The organism is Paracidovorax sp. MALMAid1276 (genome assembly GCF_049198005.1).
Lineage (GTDB): Bacteria > Pseudomonadota > Gammaproteobacteria > Burkholderiales > Burkholderiaceae_C > Acidovorax.
The window spans coordinates 1-18908 of sequence record NZ_JBMIRS010000035.1 but is presented as its reverse complement, the minus strand read 5'-3'; the positions used below and the strand labels follow the sequence as shown (position 1 = coordinate 18908).

The following is an 18908-nucleotide window of genomic DNA, read 5'->3' as shown; positions in this document are numbered from 1 at the left end:
GCCCCTTTCCATGCCTGAGTTGCCCGAAGTGGAAGTGACGCGGCGCAGCTTTGCGCAGGCCATCCAGGGCGCGCAGGTGCAGTCCGTCCTGATGGGCAAACCCTTGCGTTGGCCACTGGGTTGCGATCCTGAAGATCTCGTGGGCCGCAAGGTGCTCGGCATTCGGCGACGGGGCAAATACCTGCTGATTGACCTGACGCCTGGCCTTTTGCTGCTGCACCTTGGAATGTCGGGGAGTTTGCGTTTCGCCACCGACCTCGCGCCCTCAGGTGCACACGACCACTTTGAACTCGTCACCAGCCGGGGCACGTTGCGACTGCATGATCCACGCAGGTTTGGTGCCGTCGTCCATGCGCACAGCGAACATGATCCGGTCGCGGTCAAGCTCCTGGGGGGTCTTGGCATGGAGCCTTTGTCGGAGGCGTTCGTGCTGGCTGATTTCGCTGCCGGGATGAAGCGCAGCCGCATGCCGGTCAAGCAACTCCTGCTGGCTGGTCGGCTGGTCGTGGGGGTCGGCAACATTTACGCATCCGAGGTGTTGTTCCTGGCGGGCATACGGCCTACGGCGCCAGCGTCGCGCATCGGGCCCGTAAGGGTGCGCAAACTGTACGAGGCCATTCAGGGCGTGCTCGCACAGGCGGTGGAGCTGGGCGGGACGACACTGCGGGACTTTTCCAGTGCTGACGGGGCTGCGGGGCATTTTCAGACGCAGACCCGGGTGTACGGGCGGGGGGGATTGCCCTGCTACGTTTGCGGCACGCCCATACGCCTTTTGAGACAAGGGCAGCGAAGCACTTACTTCTGCCCGCAGTGCCAGCGAGCATGAGGTGCTTTGGCCGACGGACGGCGTGGACGTGGCCGCCTGCGGGCGGTCGATGCTATATTTTGTGTATGCATGCCTCGTAGGCCAGTCTTAGATATCCGGGAGCAAAGTTGGGACCTTCATTCAACGAACAGTTCGACCAGCATGGCGCCTGGCGGCGCGAGTTCGCCCAACAGCTCAAGCGTCTGGCCGAGTGGATGTCGTCGCACGAACTCATGGACGCCGCCGTGCAGGAGCGGCTTCAGCGCCTGGAGGAGCAGGTACGCAGTGACAAGGTGATGGTGGCGTTTGTTGCAGAGTTCTCTCGCGGCAAATCCGAACTGATCAACGCCATATTCTTTGCCGATTACGGGCGGCGCATCATGCCCGCCAGTGCGGGGCGGACCACCATGTGCCCGACCGAGCTGGGCTACGACCCCGAATTCAACCCGAGCCTGCGCCTGTTGCCCATCGATACGCGCTTGCAGCTGCAGAGCCTCGCAGAGTGGCGCCTGCGGCCCGAGCGGTGGCAGGAGATCCCGCTGGATGTCAGCAATCCTGACCAGATCGCCAAGGCGCTGGAGAAGGTGGCTGAGGTCCGAAAGGTGAGCCTGGACAACGCGCGGGCGCTGGGGTTTTGGCACGACGACCTCACGGATGAAAATCCGGTTCCGGACGCGCAGGGTTTGGTGGAGGTGCCCATGTGGCGGCATGCCATCATCAATATTCCGCACCCGTTGTTGAAGCAGGGGCTGGTCATTCTGGATACGCCGGGGCTCAACGCGGTCGGTGCCGAGCCGGAACTGACCGTGAACCTGATTCCGCAAGCGCACGCAGTGGTTTTCATCTTGAGTGCGGACACGGGTGTGACGCGTTCCGACCTTTCCATCTGGCGCGACCATCTCGCGATTTCCAGCGATGGCATGGACGCGCGGCTGGTGGTGCTCAACAAGATCGACACTTTGTGGGACACGCTCAATTCTGCCCAGCAGGTGGAGGCGCAGCTGGAGCGCCAGCGCAGCACGTCGGCCGAGATGCTGGGCGTGCCGCTGGAGAGGGTCGTTCCGGTGTCGGCCCAGAAGGGGCTCGTCGCAAAAATCACGGCAGACGATGTGCTGCTGGAGACGAGCGGGTTGCCGGTGCTGGAGGACTCTTTGGCCCGGGGGATCATGGGACGCAGGCAGTCCATTCTGCGGGCCGCTGTGGCTTCAGGCGTGGCGAGCCTGCGCGCTGAAACATCCCGTGTCATCAACATCCGCCGGCGTGACCTGGACGACCAGATGGCGGAGCTGCGGAGCTTGCGCGGCAAGAACGCGTCCGTGATCGAATCGATGCGGCACCGTATTGAGCAGGAGCAGCGCGAGTTCGATATGAGCGCCGCCAAGATTCAGGCCGTTCGGGCGGTGCACCTGAAGTTGCTGCGCGATGTGTTTCAGCAACTCGGCGCCAAGGCGCTGAAAGCCGAGCTGTCCGCGCTCGCCCAGACCCTGCAGCAAAAGGGCCTGAAGCTGGGGATCAAGAAGATCTATATCGAAACCTTCGACAAACTGCGCGGCACGCTGGACAAGGCCCAGGCATCCGGCACGGAGATCCAGGCCATGTTGGGTGGAACGTTCCGGCAGCTCAATGCGGAGTTTGGCTTTTCGCTCCAGGTGCCAGCGCCGCCTCAGCTCGAGCATTTCACGCACGACCTCAACCAGATCGAGCAAAGTCATCTGCAGTACCTGGGGGTGAGCAACGCGCTCAAGCTTGCACAGCCCGAATTTGCAGAGCGCCTGGTGCGCGCGCTGGCGATGCGCCTACGCACGGTGTACGAGTCAGCTGCCAATGACCTGGAGTTGTGGAGCAAGTCGGCCACAGCGCAGCTGGATGCCCAGCTGCGAGAGCGCCGCCGCAGCTTTGCACGGCGCATCGAAGCCGTAGATCGCATCCAGCAGGCCGCCAGCGGGTTGGTGGAGCGGATTTCAGAGATCGAAGCGGGAGAAGGCGAACTGTCTCAGCTGGAGCACAAGCTCCAGGAACTGACCGCTCAACTCATTGCGGTGCCCGGACTCCACACGACGCCTGCCGACGAACAGCTAGCGCCAGCATGACCGGCGCTTCGACGGGAGCCTCCACGGTCTCCGGGCGTGTCGTGGCGTGGCAGCAGCGGCATGGGCGAAATCACCTTCCCTGGCAGCAAACCCGTGATCCTTATCGGGTGTGGCTGTCGGAAATCATGCTGCAGCAGACGCAGGTGGCGACAGTGCTGGACTACTACAGCCGGTTTCTCGCCCGGTTTCCGGACGTCATCGCGTTATCTCAGGCCTCGCAGGACGAAGTGATGGGGATGTGGAGCGGCCTGGGGTATTACAGCAGGGCGCGCAACCTGCACCGTTGTGCGCAGCAGGTTGTCAGTGACCATGGTGGGCAATTTCCACCTTCCGCTGCGGCGCTGGCGACCCTCCCCGGCATCGGCAAGTCTACGGCGGGAGCCATTGCGGCGTTTTGCTTTTCCGAGCGTGCTCCCATTCTGGACGCCAACGTTCGCCGCGTATTGACCCGGTGGATGGGATTCAAGCACGACCTGGCATCTGCGGCCAATGAACGGCAGCTTTGGGACCGCGCCTGTGAGCTGCTGCCCCACGAAGATCTGGTGGATGCGATGCCTCGTTACACGCAAGGCATGATGGATCTGGGTGCCACCCTATGCACGCCACGGACGCCGCGTTGCGGCGAATGTCCCCTCGCTCAGGACTGCGTAGCCCGCCGCGAAGGCGCACAGGCGCAGTATCCGGTCAGGACGCGAAAACTATCGCGTCGCTCGGAGTCGTGGCAGCTTCTGGTTTTGCGCGATTCCCAGGGGCGGATATGGCTGGAGCGTCGCCCCGCCAGCGGCATCTGGGCGGGCTTGCACTGTGTTCCTGTGTTCGAGGAGATGGAAGCGCTCCATGCCTGCGTCAACGGCCTGGATGCTGGTCCATCGCTGCAGATTTCGGAATTGCCGCCGTTTGTGCATGTGCTCACGCACCGTGATCTGCATTTGCATACTGTTGCGGTCTCGGGCCACTTCAGATCCTTGCCGACGCAAGGGGGAGAGTGGGTTGCTCCCGAGCAATGGAGCGAGATTGGGCTGGCGGCACCCATTCGCAAGCTGCTGGAAACGACGCAATCTACGCTTTGGTAGGCGCGAGAGGAGACCCGGGAGCGTGGGCGGCGCAACGAGCATTGGCTATACCGTGCGGAGAATCGGCCTCACGCATCACCAGCTATTGCAGACACTTATCCACCCTGGGACTTCGACGACACCACGCGGTTTCCGATTTTGTGTGTTTCGCTTCCGTACTTCTGCCCTCGCAGCCGGCGAACCTTATCGGCCGTCCAGTTCCCTGTGTCTTCTCAGGGCGGTCCATCGGCTGCCGAAATCCTCCGCCAGTCTTTCCACAAGATACACAGACCGGTGCTGCCCGCCTGTGCAGCCGATGGCGACCGTGACGTAGCTTCGGTGATTGCGGTCCAGCAGGTCCAGCCAGTGGGCCAGAAACTGCGCAATATGTGTTCGCATGGCGGCGACCTCGGGCTGCTGGCGCAAGAAGTCGGCGACCGGTCCATCCAGCCCCGTCAGATCCCTCAATGCCGGCTCGTAGTGAGGGTTGGGAAGCATCCGCACATCGAACACGTAATCGGCGTCCACGGGAACCCCGCGCTTGAACGCGAAGGATTGAAATACCAACGTCAACTGGCCTGTGTCTGCCGGTATCAGGCTCTTCACATAGCTTTGAAGCTGAGAGGCACGGATGCTGCTGGTGTCGATCACATGCGACTGTTCGCGCAACTCCGCCAGCAGTTCCCGTTCCAGCTCGATGATTTGCACCAAAGCCCGCCGGCCTTGTTGCAACTCATCGTGTGACAAAGGGTGTCGTCGACGTGTTTCCGAAAACCGGCGCACGAGCGTGTCGATGGTGGCGTCCAAAAACACCGACTGCACCGATACGCCAGCGCTCCGAAGCCGATTCAGCTCCAGGGGGACCTGGTGCAACGAGGTAGCGCTGCGCACATCCATGGCGATGGCAACACGGTTGCCGTGATGGCGGTGTTCGAGGGCTACAAAGGCGGGAAGCAGCTCTGGCGGAAGGTTGTCAACACAGTAGTACCCGGCGTCCTCCAATGCGTGCAGTGCAACGGACTTCCCTGAGCCCGACATGCCGGTGATAAGGACAATTTCGAGCGCCATCAGTTTTGCTTTTCCAAAGCGGGGCCGACCACACCCAGCATCTCCCTTGCATGCGCACGCGTGGTTTCAGTGGAACGTTCTCCCCCGAGCATGCGCGCCACTTCCGCCACCCTGTCTTCTCCGATCACCGGGCTCACTGCGCTCGTGGTTCCGCGTTCGCTTTTGTTCTTGGCGACCTTCAGGTGATGGTCTGCACAGGCCGCGACCTGCGGGAGGTGGGTGACTGCGAGCACCTGCCGGTCGATTCCCAGTTGTTGCATCAGGCGGCCCACGGTCTCCGCCACGGCACCGCCCACGCCGGAATCGACTTCGTCAAAGACCAGCGTGGGAGCCAGGCCGAGCTTGCTGGTCGTGACGGAAATGGCCAGGGATATTCGGGACAACTCGCCACCAGAAGCCACCTTCGCGACTGGTTTTGGCGTCATGCCTGGGTGGCCGGCCACCAGGAACGCAACGTCATCCATTCCGCCCGGGCCCGGCTCCGCGGCCTTTTGCACGGAGACTTCAAAACGGCCACCTTCCATGCCCAGCCCCTGCATGGCCTGTGTGATGGCACTGGAAAGCCTGGGCGCCGCGCTTGCGCGGGCCGTCGACAAGGCTCGAGCGGCTGCGTGGAAGGCCGTCGACGCCGTGGCCTCTGCGGCTCTCAACGCATGGAGGTCGGCGGATTCGTCCAATTGGCGCAGTTCCGTCTTCCATCCTTGGAGCGCCTGGGGTAAATCTTCCGGCGAGCGCTTGTACCTGCGCGCCAGACTCATCCAAAGCGCCAGGCGCGCGTCCAACTCTCCGAGGCGCCCCGGGTCCACGTCCGCATGCCTGAGATACGACTGCAGAGAATGTACGACGTCGCCGGCCTGGGCGAGGCAGGAAGAAAGTATGTCGGTCAGCGGCGCGAAATCAGGCTCGATGTGCTCCTCGCCCTGGAGTCGGCCATGGGCATGCGTCAGTCCCGACAGGACACCGCTCTCGTCGCCATCCAGCGCGTGCAATGCAGCGCCTGCGGCATCCAACAAGGCTTGCGCGTGCGACAGCCTTTTATGTTGGGTTTCCAGCTCCGCCCACTCTCCTTCTGCTGGCCCCAGTTTGTCCACTTCGGCGATCTGCCATTGCAGGCGCTCGCGCTCTTGCTGCTGAGTGGCCTGTGCCTGGAGCGCTTGCTGAAGGTCCCGCTGTGCAGACCGCCATTGCGCCCAACAGGCCGACGTCTCGGATGCACTGGTTCCAGCAAATGCGTCAAGCAGGCTTCGCACAGATTCGGCGCGCGCCAGGCTTTGCCACGCGTGCTGGCCGTGGATGTCGAGCAGCATGTCGCCCAACGCTCGAAGCTGAGTGGCCGTGGCGGATATGCCATTGATCCATGCTCGGCTCTTGCCTTGGAGGTCCACAGCGCGGCGCAGCAGCAACTGATCGTCGGCATCAAAGCCCGCCTCCTCCAGCCAGGCTCGCGCGTGGGGCGGGCAGTCGAACTCGGCGCAGACATCGGCCCGGCTTGCGCCTTCACGCACCAAGCCAGCATCCGCTCGCGCTCCCAGCGCCAGTTGGAGCGCATCCACCAGGATGGATTTGCCTGCGCCTGTTTCGCCCGTCAGTGCAGTGAAGCCGGTGTGGAGTTCGAGCTCCATCTCCTGGACTATGACGAAGTCGCGCAGCGAGATCCGTCTGAGTGCCATCAGGACCCCCCCTCGTTCCATCGCAACTTCTTGCGCAAGGTTGCGAAGTAATTCCAGCCCAGTGGATGAAGAAAGCGCACCGAGTGCTCTGATCGTTTGACAAGAATGCGATCGCCGTGAAGCAGGGAGGCCAGAGACTGCATGTCAAAATTCGCGCTGACGTCGCGGCCACTCACCACTTCAACCGCTACCTCCGTAGCGTCCGAAAGCACGATGGGGCGGTTGGACAAGGTGTGCGGCGCAATCGGGACAAGCACCCATCCCGGGATGGACGGGTGCAGCATGGGACCGCCCGCGGACAGCGAATAGGCTGTGGAACCCGTGGGGGACGCAATGATGAGGCCATCGGCGCGCTGGTTTGCGACCAGGCGTCCACCCACCTCCACGCGCAACTCCACCATTCCGGAGGTCGCTCCCCGGTTCACAACCACGTCATTCATCGCAAGTGCCTCGAACACGACCCGCTCGTCGCGCACCACAGTCGCGTGCATCAGCGGACGCACATCCTCCTCATATTCGCCTCGGAGCATCGGTGGCAGGGTGCTTTGATATGTGTCCAGAGGGATGTCGGTGATGAACCCGAGCCTTCCCTGGTTGATGCCAATCAGGGGGGTGCCGAATCTGGCCAAGCGTCTCCCGATGCCCAGCATGGTCCCGTCACCCCCCACCACAAGGCCCAGGTCGCACCGCGTGCCAATGTCTTCGACGCTGAACGCAGGGTATTGCGAAAGGCCGGTATTGCTGGCGGTTTCGGCTTCCAGCGCAACGTCGCAACCTTGGCGCTCAAGAAAGTGGGCGATCTCGTCCAGGGCATGCCTTGAGGTGTCACCCGAAGCGCCTACCGACGAAGTCTGGTATTTACCGATGAGCGCGACGTGGCGGAAATTGGACATCATCACGAAATTACATCATTAAAATCATTCCATGCTCGATGACCGCGCCAAGTTGTTGCTCAAAGCCCTGGTCGAGCGCTACATCGCTGACGGGCAACCGGTGGGCTCCAGAACCTTGTCTCGCGCATCGGGACTGGACCTGTCGCCTGCGACGATTCGAAACGTGATGGCGGACCTTGAAGAGCTGGGGCTCATCGTCAGTCCGCACACGTCTGCCGGACGTATCCCCACCGCCCGCGGCTATCGCCTGTTCGTCGACACGATGCTGACAGTGCAACGGGACCCGCTCACGCACGCGCAGCTGATGCCCGAGCAACCCCAGAAAGTGATTGCCAACGCGGCGCAGCTGCTGTCCAACCTTTCCCAGTTTGTGGGCGTTGTGATGGCGCCTCGGAGAACTTCAGTGTTTCGGCACATAGAGTTCCTGAGGCTGTCTGAGCGACGGTTTCTGGTCATCATCGTGTCTCCTGAAGGCGATGTGCAGAATCGCGTCATCTTCACCGACGCCGACTACTCCCAGTCGCAGCTCGTTGAAGCCTCCAATTTTCTGAACGCCAACTACGCCGGCTTGGCCATGGAGCAGGTGCGGGAGCGCCTGAAATGCGAGGTGGACGTGCTGCGCGGAGAGATCGCCTCGCTCATGCAGGCGGCTGTCAATGTGGGCACCGAGGCCCTGAGTGAAGCGCAGGACGAAGTGGTCATCTCCGGCGAGCGCAATCTGCTGGCCGTGAGCGATTTCTCCAACGACATGGGCAACCTCAGGCGTGCGTTCGACCTGTTTGAGCAGAAGACCCAGATTCTCAGACTTCTCGACATTTCCAGTCAGGCAGAGGGTGTGCGCATCTACATTGGCGGCGAGAGCCAGGTGGTACCGTTCGAAGAGCTTTCGGTTGTCAGTGCGCCCTACGAGGTGGATGGCAAGGTCGTTGGAACCCTGGGCGTGATCGGCCCTACGCGCATGCCGTACGACCGCATGATCCAGATCGTGGACATCACCTCCAAGCTCGTCACGAACGCGCTGAGCTACCGCAAGTAAACGCCCTACAATACGACGCTTGCCCCGTTGTAAAGCGCAGGAGCATCCATCGTTCGGGGCGTTAGCTCAGTTGGTCAGAGCAGAGGACTCATAATCCTTTGGTCGTTGGTTCAAGTCCAACACGCCCTACCAGTATTTATGCGCCTCTTGGCCCGAAAAGGCCCTGGGGCGTTTCTACATTCGAATCGCCTTTTCTACAATTCCGAGGCGGAGGGGGTGTTGAGTGAAATGTCCGAGCTGTACGGTGGAGATTCATGAAGCCTTTGTCGCGTACGGCCTTGGAACGCTAACGAAGAGAGACCGCACAAACTACAGTCTCCAGGTCGCTTTCATGGCCTGTCCTGCGTGCGATACCCCGATCCTGAAGCTCCTTCAAGACGGCCCGGAGAAGATCGACTATGGGATGGTTTTCCCAAGACATTCGGTCCGTCCATTGGCTGCGCCAGAGGTTCCAGACGAATTGGCTAAGGACTACAACGAGGCGGGCTTGGTGTTGGCGGACAGCCCCAAAGCCTCAGCGGCTCTTAGTCGACGGTGTTTGCAAGCGCTCTTGCGGGTCCAAGGTTTCGAGCAACGCGACCTTGTCAACGCTATCGAGGCGGTTTTGAAAAGCGGGGCTCTTCCAAGTTGGCTCGCCGAGAGCTTAGATGCTGTCCGAATTATCGGAAACTTCGCGGCTCACCCTGTCAAAAACACGAACACTGGCGAGATAGTGGAAGTAGAGGAACGCGAGGGCGAATGGAATCTCGACGTGCTCGAGGGGCTGTTTGATTTTTACTACGTGCAACCTGCAAGGGATGCAGTACGTAGGGCAGCTCTGAATGCAAAACTTGCCGCAGTTGGCAAGCCTCTTTTGAAGAGTGCTCCTCAGAACTAACGCAAGGGGCGCACGCGGTCGCCAATGCGAGCCTTTACGTAGTGCTCTGTCATTCCCCTGTTCTTGTGCGCCAGCAGCTTCTGTGAGTGGGCAAGGTCGCCCGTATCGGTCGCAGCCTTCGCGCGGATGTCCCGGAACTGAAAATCCACCTTCGCCAGCTCGCGGGCCTTGTCGAAGCGTGAGCGCAGCGCCCCCTGGCTGAGCGGCTGGCCGTTCTCGTCCTGAATCAGAAACGTGCTGATGGCCTTCCTGGGGCGTTGGTTGATCCTGTCGATGACCGCCGCCAGCTCGCCCGTGATCTCGATGCCCAGGCGTGCCCCGGTCTTGTTCTGCACGATCCACAAGGCGCCGTCCCGAATGTCGGTGCGCTTGATCTTGAGCACATCGGCGGGCCGCTGGCCGGTGAGCAAGGCAATGTCCATGGCGTCCACCACCGTGCAATGTGCGTTGGCCCGCACGCGGTCGAATTCCTCGTCGGTGACATAGCGTGAGCGCCCCGTTTCCTTGAAGCGCTTCACGCCCTGGCAAGGGTTCTGTGCGGTGGTGAAACCCCACTCCCTGGCCTTGTTGAAGATGTGCGAGAACAGGGCTTTTTCGCGGTTGGCGCGCACCTTTGCCACTTGGCCGCGCAGGTCCATGTACTGGCGGATGTGCATCGGCGCGATGGCCTCGATGGGCATATGCCCGAACACGCGCAGCAGGTTGGCGAGTTCCTTGTCGTTGTCGCGCCGGGTCTGCACGCTCTTGGTGGGGAACACCTCGCGCACGTACCGCCTGGCCACCACCGAGAAAAGCCGGGTGGATTCATCCTCGCGCACCCCTTCACGCTGTGCCCACAGGCGCAGAGCTTCGGCGCGGTCGTTGGAGAGCTTGGTCCACACGCGGGGCAGGGTGCCGCTGACGTGATACCAGACGTTGCCCTTGCGATGGAAGCGCGGGGGATCATCGAAATTGGACTGCCTACGCCGACCCATCACGCCCCCTGCAGCGCCCTGAAATTGGGCTGGTAGCCCTGTTCCTCGGGCACACCGCAACCCAGCATCTTCTCGGCGTATTTGCGAGCCACGATGGCCCGACGATTTCCGTTGACCTCAAAGCGCCAGCCCTTGGTGCGCAGCCATTCGACCTGGCGGGCGGGCGTCTTGAAGCCCGTGAGCGTGCTGAGTTCATCTGCGGTGAGGAAGATGGGCGATTCCATGGTGACCATTCAACGGCGGGCAGCAGCGCGCGTGCGTTCCAGGGCTTGCATGGCTTGGGTAGCGCGAGATGAAACAGCGCATCTTGAATCGGTGCCGAGGCTTCGAGAGTCCCCGGCAGCGGAGCGTCAGCATCGAACGATGGGGCCTGGCGGTAGGCCAGGTCTGGAAGCTCTTCAAAGAGTGGTTCATTGGCTGAGCCCGCATGCATGGCACGCAACCCCGTGATGATGTCTTTGGCCTTCTGGTACTGGTCTTGCAGGATGCAGACTTGCCGGTACAGCAGGCGGATTTCGTTCACCTGTTCAGTGAATATCTGGGAACGCCCCCACCGCGATTCCCAGAAGAGAGCCAAGACTGCAGCACGAGGGGCGCGGCCGGCGGATAGCCAGTGCCACACCGTGCGCTCTGAAACGCCCAGGTACTTATGAACCCTCTTGGGGCCGCCAAGCTCATCGATGAACATGCGCAGCAGCTCGGGCCCGTAGATGTCTTTGGGTGCGTGGAAGAACATGTGAAGCCTCGTTTCTTGGCCGCTGGCGGCCTACATGGGGTAAGCTGCCAGGGCCGATCACGGATAGGGTTTTGTGGCTCGGTGGGCGCTCATGTGTTGCTGCACGTGAGCGCTTTTTTCATTCCGACTCGGGTAGCTTGAATGGCTGCTGGAACTTGGCCTTCACCAGCGTCACGGTGGCGGTGCCATCCTTTCCCGGCCTGGTCTTGGTCGTGATGTCGTAGATGGCCGGGGCGCCGTAGTGCTTGATGTCGTTGAACACCTCGTCGCTGATTGCAACCTTCATCGGCTTGTCGCCTACCGCGTTCGGTGTTTCGACCTGGGTGTCGCTGATGAAATAGACGTTGGCACCCTTGATGATTTCGCCGGTTTTTTCACTGGTGAATTCGTACCGGTCGGCACGCAGTACGAGAACGGTTTCGCTCATGATGATTTCCTTTGGGATGGTGGCCTTACGCGGCCAGTTGGAGTAGTCCGCTTCGGTAGTCGAAGGCGGGTCTTTCGCGCACCAGACTGGTACAGCGCCTGGCGTTTGCACGAACGGGGGAGAAGTCAGCGGGCAGCATTTGCCCCTGACGCTCAATGAGTTGCATGTCGGTGGCGAGCCAGGACACACCAGCATCGACAAGCTGTTTGCGGCGCCGGTAGAAGGTGGCGCGTGTGCTGCGTGTCTTCATGTCGTCTTCGCCGTGGGTGGCAAGGCCCAGCCAGAAGCCATGCAGCAGGCCGGCCAGCTCGGGCGAGAAACGGGCTTCCAGGCGATCACGCACTGCCAGGCTGGAGCGCACCACGTTCACGCCTTCGCTTCCCTCGCGCAGCAGGCGGGCAATTTCCTTGTCGAAGACGGCCTGCAGGTAGTCGGTGGTGACCTCGCGCACCTTGGGTTTGTGGCCGAAGTCGTAGTCCAGCTTTTCCGCATGCACTTCCACCTCGGCGCGTAGGCGGTTGTTTGCCAGGCGCTGGATGGCCGCCACCTTGCGATAGGCCTGCTGTTGGGCCCATTCGGGCGCGGCGTCACGTGGCCTGTTCTCGTGGAAGAAGTTGCGCAGCACCCAGGCCAGGCGCTTGCGGTCGTTCTTCTGGAACTCAGGGCCCTTGTGGTACAGCTTGATCGTTGTGGTGGTGCCCGGCACGAAAATGGATTCGTTGCCGTATTTCTGCATCTTTCGGCGCGGGAAGGCCACGTGGTAAATGCCCTCGAAGAACTCTTGCACCGCCTGATAGGGCAACTGGAAGGATTCGGCCCAGTCCACGCGTTGCACCGTCCAGTTGGCGGTGTGGGGCAGTTCAATGCCCATGAGCTGCTGCAGCAGCGTGCGCACGTTCTCGCAGGCCGTCTGCATGTCCTCGATCACCCCATAGACGTTCTGGCCGTGCATGGCCTTGGGGACTGAGCACTCCACGATCAGGTAAGGCGGGCTCGGGTGCCATTCGGGTTTGCCGCTTTTGGACTTCTGGCAGTCCTCGTACATGGGTTTGACCATGATCCGCGAGTCGTAGGAGCCCTTGAGGTTGGTGCGGGTGACCTCCCACAGCAGCTCCCCGGTTTCGTTGAGCACCTGGCAGTAGCTCTGCCCCTGGGCTTTGACTTTGTCCACGATGTTGCGGGCCATGTAAGGGCTTTTGATCCGTACCGTATCGAGTCCCATGAGCTGCTGAGCTTCGCTGGCTGCTGTCTCACTCATGAGACTCATACGGGGTGTTACTGCCCGTGAAGGGGAAAATTTGCGCCGTTGCACGGGGAGCCTCCAGAGGGCGTGGTGGCGCAGCCTTTGCGCCAGAAAAGGGACGGCGATGCACGCCCGTGGCGGGCTGTGTGGGCGCGCGGTGCAATGCGCGAGTGGTGGGGGTGGCCCACCATGCGAAGGCGGGCTGTGCGGGTGTCTGGCTCATACCTTCACCCAGGGCCACAGCAGTGCGAGCTGAACGGGTTTGATGAACAGGAAGATGCCCTCGTAGTCGATGGAGAACGAGAAAGGGCCGGTGTTGGCCGAGGGGTTGGAAAGCACGTACCAATCGAGCTTGGCAATGCCCAAATCGAGCTTGACCATGATTCAGAGCCTCTGTGTGGTGTGTTGATGGGGTGACCTGGGCCGGGTCTGCAGCGGGGCGTTGTGGCCCGGCCTCCAGCCCACCGCGCGTGATGAAAACCGTGCGGGGGTCCTGCCAGGTCAGGAGAAAACCGGCAGCGCGCCAAACGGCCACATAGCCATCGAAGCACTGCAGTTCGCGGAAGCGCTTGCAGACCCCGCTGGGCAGGGTGGCCGTCGCAATGAAGGGAGAAGGGGGTATCGCGGTAGTGCGCATGCCTCAGGCCTTCCGCTTGGGGTTGGCGATGGCCGCCAAGACGCGGGGCTCCAGCTCATTCATGCCCGGCGTGTCCAGGGTGCCCAGCAGAGCGAGGCGAACGGCCTTCAATGCAGCCCAGAGGTTGGGCAGCGCACCCAGCTTGATTTCGGCGGCGTCCTGGCCATCGCGCAACATGCGCTCCAGAACCTCATTGGCGGCATCATTCAACTCGTAGAGCTGATCTTGGGAAACAGTGAGCAGCGGCATGTCAGGCCTCCATGGACGTGCGGAGGGTGGAGAACGGGCAGGCGCCAGCTGTGGCGCTGGTAGTGCGGGTCGCAACCGCACTGGCGGACGTGGTTCCCTCCCCCCCCCGCATGCACTGGCGTGCAAGCGGGTGCCCCGGTCGGCGCCTTGTGGCGCCACGTCTGGGCAGGGCGGGGGGATGCGAAGGCACCCTGTTTGGCATTGAAGGGGGCCGCCTGGCTGCCGTGCGCGTGTCGGTCGCAGTCGTTGCGCATAGGCCAGTAGGTGCCCGCTGCTGTCTGCGCGCCCGCCGCAGACGCAACAGGCCCGAAACCCGCATCAGAACTGGGTTTTGACGGTTCTGACCGCATCAAAATCACCGTCCGGTGGTCTGATTGCGCGCTGTCGGATCGCTCCTGGACGCAAGCGCCAGCATCAAAAGCAGTCCGATCACACCGGCGGCCAGGGCTGCGCCCTTGCCCGAGCCGGCCACCATCGAGATAGGCGTGGTGAAGGTGTTCATGCTGCCTCCGCTTCGGCATCGGCATCGGCAGGGTCAGCCTCGGGCAGCAGATCGGCCAGTGGCGATGCCGCCAGGTAGCCCGACAGCCAGTCCCCCATGGTCTTGTGCTGGGCACCTTCTGGCAGCTTGCGTGCAATGTTGCGGCCCTGCAGCATCAGGATGGCCACGTAGTTCAAGGCCAGCAGGGCGAAGATTTCGCGGATCGCGTTCTCGGTCGCTTCCGAGAATTCGCCACCGAAGAAGCCGCCCGTGGCGAACTCGGTGTTCAGGATGTCGCCCACCTTGAGGCGGTTGGCCTCAATCAGGTCAGCGAGTTTTTCCGCCTGGGCCGCGGGCACATCCTCAGACAGCAGGATGGCGGGGCGCGTGATGCGCTTGACCATGCCGCCCAGGCCCTGCAGCAGCTCTTGGTCGCTGGTGTCCTGTGCTTCGGGGAAGTCCTGGCCCTGTTCCTCGTATTGAGCTTCGAGGTAGGTGCGCAGTTGAGTCTGCTGAGAGGCAGAGAGATTGCGAGTTTCGTTGCGGAACTCGCTGATGTAGGCCTTGGACAGGCCGGTCCCCTCTGCAATTGCCGCAACCGTCAGGTTGAGGTCTTTGGCTGCCTGGCGCAGCTGTTCGGGCGTGACGCCCTTCTTTTGGATGCTCATAGCGAAACCTTTCAAAAACGAGAAAATTCTCGAATTTGATTGTGGTTCCGCGTTTTGAAGATGTCAAATCTTTTTCGAGATATTTCTCACTTTTGAGTATTGTTGCCCTTGCGCTGCGAAGCAGCGTCTACTTCTTTCGCCAACTGCTCGATCTTTTTCCATCCATCCTTTTTAAGGCGTGCGTGCTCTGCCTTGTCTTCGTCGTCTAGCGTTTCGAGTGAGATGGGGCGGCGGCGTGCCTGGATAGCCCGCAGGGCAAGCACTTGCTTCTGCTCCCGAGAGGCCCGCGACTCCCCTTCGATCACGCCTTCCTCAATCAACACACTTTTGATAACGCTCCTCAGGTAGTCGTCTAGAGACATCTCCCAGCCTGCGTAAGGGTCCGGAATGTCCCCATAGAACAACGAGCTGACGGGCACAGCAAAGACCTGTGCAATGAGCTTGAGTTCTCGATACCCGGGATAGGAGTCGCCGTTCTCATAGCGAGAGATTGACACTTTCGAGATGCCATCACCGGTCGGGTCCAAGTGCTTTGTCGCTTCACTCAGCTCTCCCAATGTCCAAGAAAAGCCCTCACGCAACTTCTTGAGGCGAGCTCCCAAGGCTTTCTTGTCCGGATTGATAAGGTCGTCGGCGTCGTTCACTGGCATGCCTCGGTTTGGTTCGTCGCGTAGTCTACAAATTGCATGAGGATCGAGGATACACGCGGCTTGCCGGGCCGCACATGGAACGTCTTTTGTAGAAGCGACGTACACGTAAGTGCGCATCAAAGCTCAAGGGCGGGTCAGACTCATAATCCTTTGGTCGTTGGTTCAAGTCCAACACGCCCTACCATCCGCCGCCGTGTGGGGGGAGTCCGGCAACGAAGCCTCTTTTTCTGTTGAACAGGCGTCTGTTCGGTCGGAAGCGTGGATAACTGCATTACAATTCTGGCTTGCGTTGAATTTTGGTTTGTATGTCGCGGCAAGCAAATCAAATGATTTTGAGGGTGACCAAAAAATCATGCTATAATTCGAGGCTTAGCGGCTGTAGCTCAGCTGGATAGAGTACTTGGCTACGAACCAAGGGGTCGTGGGTTCGATTCCTGCCAGCCGCACCAACAGGTAAGCCCTGATATCGAAAGGTATCAGGGCTTTTTCCTTTGTCTGGTCCATTCTCAAGGGAGTTTGCTTTGGGGATCAAACGATGAGCAAGGCGTTTTCCAAAGAGTCCGAAGGTGCGGACGATGACGACGCACCCAGCTTGCCGTCACTGCCAGCAGGCGCCAAAAACTACATCACGCCCGCCGGTTATGCGCGCTTGCGCGACGAGCTGCTGGACTTGATCGACAACGAACGCCCGAGGATTGTGGATGTGGTGCATTGGGCTGCCAGCAATGGTGATCGTTCGGAGAACGGTGACTATCTTTATGGCAAGAAGCGGCTGCGAGAGATTGACCGGCGAATTCGTTTCCTGACCAAGCGTCTGGAGATTGCCGAGGTGGTCGACCCGAGCCTGCATGCGGGCAGCGATCAGATCTTTTTTGGGGCGCGAGTGACTTACCTGGACGATCAGGGCGCTGAGCGTACTGTCACCATCATGGGAATCGATGAGACGGACAGCCGCGATTCCCAGGTCAGCTGGGTATCGCCGGTGGCCAGAGCATTGCTGCGCGCCCGCGTGGGCGATGAGGTGCAGTTGCCCACGCCGGGCGGCTTGCGCACTCTGGAGGTGGTGGACGTTAAGTATCCGCCTCCTGCGCAAAAGCTTGCGGGATAGTTCCCTTTCAAGTTTCTTCCGGCGTCTGGTCGGCGGGTCTTCGTCAGGCTTGGGGGGTGATACGGGCAGCGCGGATGACGGCCTGGGTGCGGCGCAAGTTGCGCAGCGCCAATTCCAGGTGCGCCTGGTCGCGCACCGCCACGATGAATCGCAAGTCGGTGGTGTCCAGCGCCGCCTCGTCATCCATGTCGACATGGGTGATATCCGCTTCGGAATTGGCGAGTTCGGCGGCCACACGCGCCAGCACACCTTTGCCGTTGGAGACGGTGACCACGACGCCGGTTTCAAACATGCGTGTCGGCTCGTCGGCCCAGTCCACGGCAATGAACCGTTCGCTGTCCTTGTGCTGAAGACGCTTGGCCACGCCACAGTGCACGTTGTGCACCACCAAACCTTCGCCACGCCCCAGGTAGCCGACGATGCTGTCACCTGGCACGGGGCGGCAACATGCTGCGTATTGGACGGATGCATTCTCACTGCCGTCCAGTGTCACGGCGCCCTGCGAAAGGGTTTCGTGCGAGGTATAGCGCTCTCGGGTCATCAGCAGCGCATCAGGGCGATGGCCATGCTCGGACATCAAAACCATCAGACGCTTTGCGACGATACTGGCAATGCGCTTGCCCAATCCAAGGTCCGTCATCAGCTCGCTGCGGGTCCGGTTGCCGGTAAATCGCAGCAGTTTGTCCCACAGGGGCTGGGTCGTCGCATCCACCGGGGGCAATTGCTGGAGGCCTTCGGCGCGGATCGCCTGCGTGAGAAGCTTTTCGCCCAGGCTCTCCGACTCTGCATGGGCGAGGGTCTTCAAATAATGCCTGATCTTCGAGCGTGCACGGCCCGTGCGCACAAAGCCCAGCCACGCAGGATTGGGTGTTGAGACGGGGGCGGTGATGATCTCCACCACATCGCCATTCTTCAGCTCGGTGCGAAGCGGCACCTGTTCGTTGTTGATCTTCGCTGCCGTTGTTCGGTCGCCCACATTGCTGTGGATTGCATAGGCGAAGTCCACCACAGTGGCTCCGCGTGGCAGTGCCATGATCTGGCTCTTCGGGGTGAAGACGTAGACCGCGTCGGGGAACAGGTCCACCTTGACGTGGTCCCAGAATTCAGCGGCGTCGCGTGTCTCATTCTGGATGTCGAGCAACGACTGCAGCCACTTCGTGCCCAGGCGCTCGGCCGAGGTGCCATCGCCGTCCTGTGCCTTGTACAGCCAGTGCGCTGCCACGCCTGCTTCCGCTATCACGTGCATTTCGTCCGTGCGCATCTGGAACTCGATGTTCACCCCCGACGGACCGACCAGTGTGGTGTGCAGCGACTGGTATCCATTGAGCTTGGCAATCGCGATGTGGTCCTTGAACTTGCCGGGCACGGGCTTGTACATCTGGTGCAGCACGCCCAGGGCGGTGTAACAGTCCGTCACCGTGGGCACAATGACCCGAAAGCCGTAAATGTCAGTGACCTGCGCGAAGCTCAGGTGCTTGAGGTCCATCTTCTGGTAGATGGCGTAGAGCGTCTTCTCGCGGCCGGCGAGTCGCACTTGCATGCCGATCTTCGAGAAGGCGGCATCCACCTCTGCCTGCACACGCTGAACGATATCGCGCCGCCGATTACGGGACTTGTTGACGGCCTTGGACAAGGTCGCATACCGCCAGGGGTGCAGATGCCGGAAGGCAAGATCCTGCAGCTCGCGATAGGTCTGGTTCAGGCCCAGCCGGTGCGCGATGGGCGCGTAAATTTCGAGGGTCTCGGAGGAGATGCGGCCCCACTTGCTGCGCGGCATGTCGGACAGCGTGCGCATGTTGTGCGTGCGGTCCGCCAGCTTGATGAGAATGACGCGGACGTCCCGCGCCATCGCCAACAGCATCTTGCGGAAAGACTCGGCCTGGTTTTCCTCCCGGGTATTGAACTGCAGCTTGTCCAGCTTCGTGAGGCCATCGACCAGCTCGGCCACGGGCGCGCCAAAACGGTCGATCAGGTCGGCCTTGGTAACGCCGCAATCTTCCATCGCGTCATGCAGCAACGCGGCCATCAGGGCCTGTGCGTCGAGCTTCCAGGTGGCGCACTGGGCTGCCACGGCGATCGGGTGGGTGATGTAGGGCTCGCCGCTGTTGCGAAGTTGCCCCAGGTGGGCCTCGTCGGCGAAGCGGTAGGCCTGGCGCACCTGCTCGATGCTCGCAGCGTCCAGATAGTCCAGGCTGTCGGTCAGCGCGGCAAAACTGGCCGCCGCAGCGTTGGCCGCTGCGGCGG

Annotated in this window: 19 protein-coding genes and 2 tRNA genes; 8 read left to right on the top strand and 13 right to left on the bottom strand. The window is 61.4% G+C overall.

Annotated elements, in window-relative coordinates:
* Nucleotides 1-10 precede the first annotated feature (10 nt).
* From mutM to mutY, 3 genes are all read left to right on the top strand, one after another.
* The gene (mutM, locus tag ACOQFS_RS01595; protein WP_421561237.1) at nt 11-826 is read left to right on the top strand and encodes a bifunctional DNA-formamidopyrimidine glycosylase/DNA-(apurinic or apyrimidinic site) lyase; all 816 of its coding nucleotides are present in this window, start codon (nt 11-13) and stop codon (nt 824-826) included.
* Between the two features lie 107 nt (nt 827-933).
* A complete protein-coding gene (locus ACOQFS_RS01590; protein ID WP_421561236.1) occupies nt 934-2895 on the top strand; it encodes a dynamin family protein in 1962 nt (653 codons plus the stop codon).
* A complete protein-coding gene (gene mutY, locus ACOQFS_RS01585) occupies nt 2892-3968 on the top strand; it encodes an A/G-specific adenine glycosylase (RefSeq protein ID WP_421561235.1) in 1077 nt (358 codons plus the stop codon). Before ACOQFS_RS01590 ends, mutY begins: the two co-directional genes overlap by 4 nt.
* Before the next feature lie 183 nt (nt 3969-4151).
* Here the strand turns inward: mutY and rapZ are convergent, their stop codons facing one another.
* From rapZ to ACOQFS_RS01570, 3 genes are read right to left on the bottom strand one after another with little or no spacing between them, the layout of a single operon-like run.
* Nucleotides 4152-5015, bottom strand: a complete 864-nt coding sequence (gene rapZ / locus ACOQFS_RS01580; protein WP_421561234.1) for an RNase adapter RapZ — start codon at nt 5013-5015, stop codon at nt 4152-4154.
* A complete protein-coding gene (gene recN / locus ACOQFS_RS01575) occupies nt 5015-6685 on the bottom strand; it encodes a DNA repair protein RecN (protein ID WP_421561233.1) in 1671 nt (556 codons plus the stop codon). The genes rapZ and recN overlap by 1 nt, the downstream gene beginning before the upstream one ends.
* Nucleotides 6685-7581, bottom strand: coding sequence for an NAD kinase (locus ACOQFS_RS01570; protein ID WP_421561232.1), 897 nt, complete (start codon nt 7579-7581; stop codon nt 6685-6687). The genes recN and ACOQFS_RS01570 overlap by 1 nt, the downstream gene beginning before the upstream one ends.
* Before the next feature lie 28 nt (nt 7582-7609).
* On the opposite strand from ACOQFS_RS01570, the gene hrcA reads away from it, so the two are divergent.
* The 3 genes from hrcA (at nt 7610) to ACOQFS_RS01555 (ending at nt 9491) form a co-directional block, all read left to right on the top strand.
* Entirely contained in the window at nt 7610-8614 is a 1005-nt protein-coding gene (gene hrcA, locus ACOQFS_RS01565) for a heat-inducible transcriptional repressor HrcA (RefSeq protein WP_421561231.1), read from the top strand.
* 55 nt (nt 8615-8669) lie between these two features.
* Nucleotides 8670-8746 (top strand) — tRNA-Ile (locus ACOQFS_RS01560).
* Nucleotides 8747-8858: 112 nt separating this feature from the next.
* On the top strand, nt 8859-9491 hold the full coding sequence (locus ACOQFS_RS01555; protein ID WP_421561230.1) for a DUF4145 domain-containing protein: 633 nt from the start codon (nt 8859-8861) through the stop codon (nt 9489-9491).
* Here the strand turns inward: ACOQFS_RS01555 and ACOQFS_RS01550 are convergent.
* The 9 genes from ACOQFS_RS01550 to ACOQFS_RS01510 all read right to left on the bottom strand — a co-directional run bounded on the left by ACOQFS_RS01550 (nt 9488) and on the right by ACOQFS_RS01510 (nt 15550).
* Nucleotides 9488-10465, bottom strand: a complete 978-nt coding sequence (locus ACOQFS_RS01550) for a tyrosine-type recombinase/integrase (protein WP_421561229.1) — start codon at nt 10463-10465, stop codon at nt 9488-9490. The genes ACOQFS_RS01555 and ACOQFS_RS01550 overlap by 4 nt on opposite strands.
* Nucleotides 10465-10689, bottom strand: coding sequence for a DUF4224 domain-containing protein (locus tag ACOQFS_RS01545; protein ID WP_421561228.1), 225 nt, complete (start codon nt 10687-10689; stop codon nt 10465-10467). Before ACOQFS_RS01545 ends, ACOQFS_RS01550 begins: the two co-directional genes overlap by 1 nt.
* A 630-nt stretch (nt 10690-11319) precedes the next feature.
* Nucleotides 11320-11628, bottom strand: a complete 309-nt coding sequence (locus tag ACOQFS_RS01540) for a hypothetical protein (protein WP_056165032.1) — start codon at nt 11626-11628, stop codon at nt 11320-11322.
* A gap of 25 nt (nt 11629-11653) precedes the next feature.
* Nucleotides 11654-12886 (bottom strand): phage/plasmid replication protein, II/X family, encoded by a 1233-nt coding sequence (locus ACOQFS_RS01535; protein ID WP_421561227.1) that lies wholly within the window; start codon nt 12884-12886, stop codon nt 11654-11656.
* Nucleotides 12887-13090: 204 nt separating this feature from the next.
* Complete coding sequence (locus ACOQFS_RS01530) at nt 13091-13252, bottom strand: hypothetical protein (protein ID WP_421561226.1); 162 nt, start codon at nt 13250-13252, stop codon at nt 13091-13093.
* Nucleotides 13253-13511: 259 nt separating this feature from the next.
* Nucleotides 13512-13757: a hypothetical protein gene (locus ACOQFS_RS01525; protein ID WP_421561225.1), complete on the bottom strand. Its 246-nt coding sequence runs from the start codon at nt 13755-13757 to the stop codon at nt 13512-13514.
* 355 nt (nt 13758-14112) lie between these two features.
* Nucleotides 14113-14259: a hypothetical protein gene (locus ACOQFS_RS01520; protein WP_421561224.1), complete on the bottom strand. Its 147-nt coding sequence runs from the start codon at nt 14257-14259 to the stop codon at nt 14113-14115.
* Entirely contained in the window at nt 14256-14906 is a 651-nt protein-coding gene (locus ACOQFS_RS01515) for a helix-turn-helix domain-containing protein (protein WP_421561223.1), read from the bottom strand. Before ACOQFS_RS01515 ends, ACOQFS_RS01520 begins: the two co-directional genes overlap by 4 nt.
* Nucleotides 14907-14992: 86 nt before the next feature.
* Nucleotides 14993-15550: a helix-turn-helix domain-containing protein gene (locus tag ACOQFS_RS01510; RefSeq protein WP_421561222.1), complete on the bottom strand. Its 558-nt coding sequence runs from the start codon at nt 15548-15550 to the stop codon at nt 14993-14995.
* Nucleotides 15551-15928: 378 nt separating this feature from the next.
* Between ACOQFS_RS01510 and ACOQFS_RS01505 the strand changes: the two genes are divergently transcribed.
* Nucleotides 15929-16005, top strand: a tRNA-Arg gene (locus ACOQFS_RS01505).
* Between the two features lie 86 nt (nt 16006-16091).
* A complete protein-coding gene (gene greB / locus ACOQFS_RS01500; RefSeq protein ID WP_421561221.1) occupies nt 16092-16664 on the top strand; it encodes a transcription elongation factor GreB in 573 nt (190 codons plus the stop codon).
* A gap of 43 nt (nt 16665-16707) precedes the next feature.
* On the opposite strand, the gene ACOQFS_RS01495 is transcribed toward greB, so the two are convergent.
* Nucleotides 16708-18908 (bottom strand): RelA/SpoT family protein (locus ACOQFS_RS01495; RefSeq protein ID WP_421561220.1); only part of this gene is annotated, 2201 nt, incomplete at its 5' end.

Excerpts from the sequence above, each read along its gene's own strand:
- mutM (WP_421561237.1), top strand. The coding sequence starts at position 11 with ATGCCTGAGTTGCCCGAAGTGGAAGTGACGCGGCGCAGCTTTGCGCAG.
- mutY (WP_421561235.1), top strand. The coding sequence starts at position 2,892 with ATGACCGGCGCTTCGACGGGAGCCTCCACGGTCTCCGGGCGTGTCGTG.
- rapZ (WP_421561234.1), bottom strand. The coding sequence starts at position 5,015 with ATGGCGCTCGAAATTGTCCTTATCACCGGCATGTCGGGCTCAGGGAAG.
- recN (WP_421561233.1), bottom strand. The coding sequence starts at position 6,685 with ATGGCACTCAGACGGATCTCGCTGCGCGACTTCGTCATAGTCCAGGAG.
- ACOQFS_RS01570 (WP_421561232.1), bottom strand. The coding sequence starts at position 7,581 with ATGATGTCCAATTTCCGCCACGTCGCGCTCATCGGTAAATACCAGACT.
- hrcA (WP_421561231.1), top strand. The coding sequence starts at position 7,610 with ATGCTCGATGACCGCGCCAAGTTGTTGCTCAAAGCCCTGGTCGAGCGC.
- ACOQFS_RS01550 (WP_421561229.1), bottom strand. The coding sequence starts at position 10,465 with ATGGGTCGGCGTAGGCAGTCCAATTTCGATGATCCCCCGCGCTTCCAT.
- ACOQFS_RS01545 (WP_421561228.1), bottom strand. The coding sequence starts at position 10,689 with ATGGAATCGCCCATCTTCCTCACCGCAGATGAACTCAGCACGCTCACG.
- ACOQFS_RS01540 (WP_056165032.1), bottom strand. The coding sequence starts at position 11,628 with ATGAGCGAAACCGTTCTCGTACTGCGTGCCGACCGGTACGAATTCACC.
- ACOQFS_RS01535 (WP_421561227.1), bottom strand. The coding sequence starts at position 12,886 with ATGAGTGAGACAGCAGCCAGCGAAGCTCAGCAGCTCATGGGACTCGAT.
- ACOQFS_RS01530 (WP_421561226.1), bottom strand. The coding sequence starts at position 13,252 with ATGGTCAAGCTCGATTTGGGCATTGCCAAGCTCGATTGGTACGTGCTT.
- ACOQFS_RS01525 (WP_421561225.1), bottom strand. The coding sequence starts at position 13,757 with ATGCCGCTGCTCACTGTTTCCCAAGATCAGCTCTACGAGTTGAATGAT.
- ACOQFS_RS01520 (WP_421561224.1), bottom strand. The coding sequence starts at position 14,259 with ATGAACACCTTCACCACGCCTATCTCGATGGTGGCCGGCTCGGGCAAG.
- ACOQFS_RS01515 (WP_421561223.1), bottom strand. The coding sequence starts at position 14,906 with ATGAGCATCCAAAAGAAGGGCGTCACGCCCGAACAGCTGCGCCAGGCA.
- greB (WP_421561221.1), top strand. The coding sequence starts at position 16,092 with ATGAGCAAGGCGTTTTCCAAAGAGTCCGAAGGTGCGGACGATGACGAC.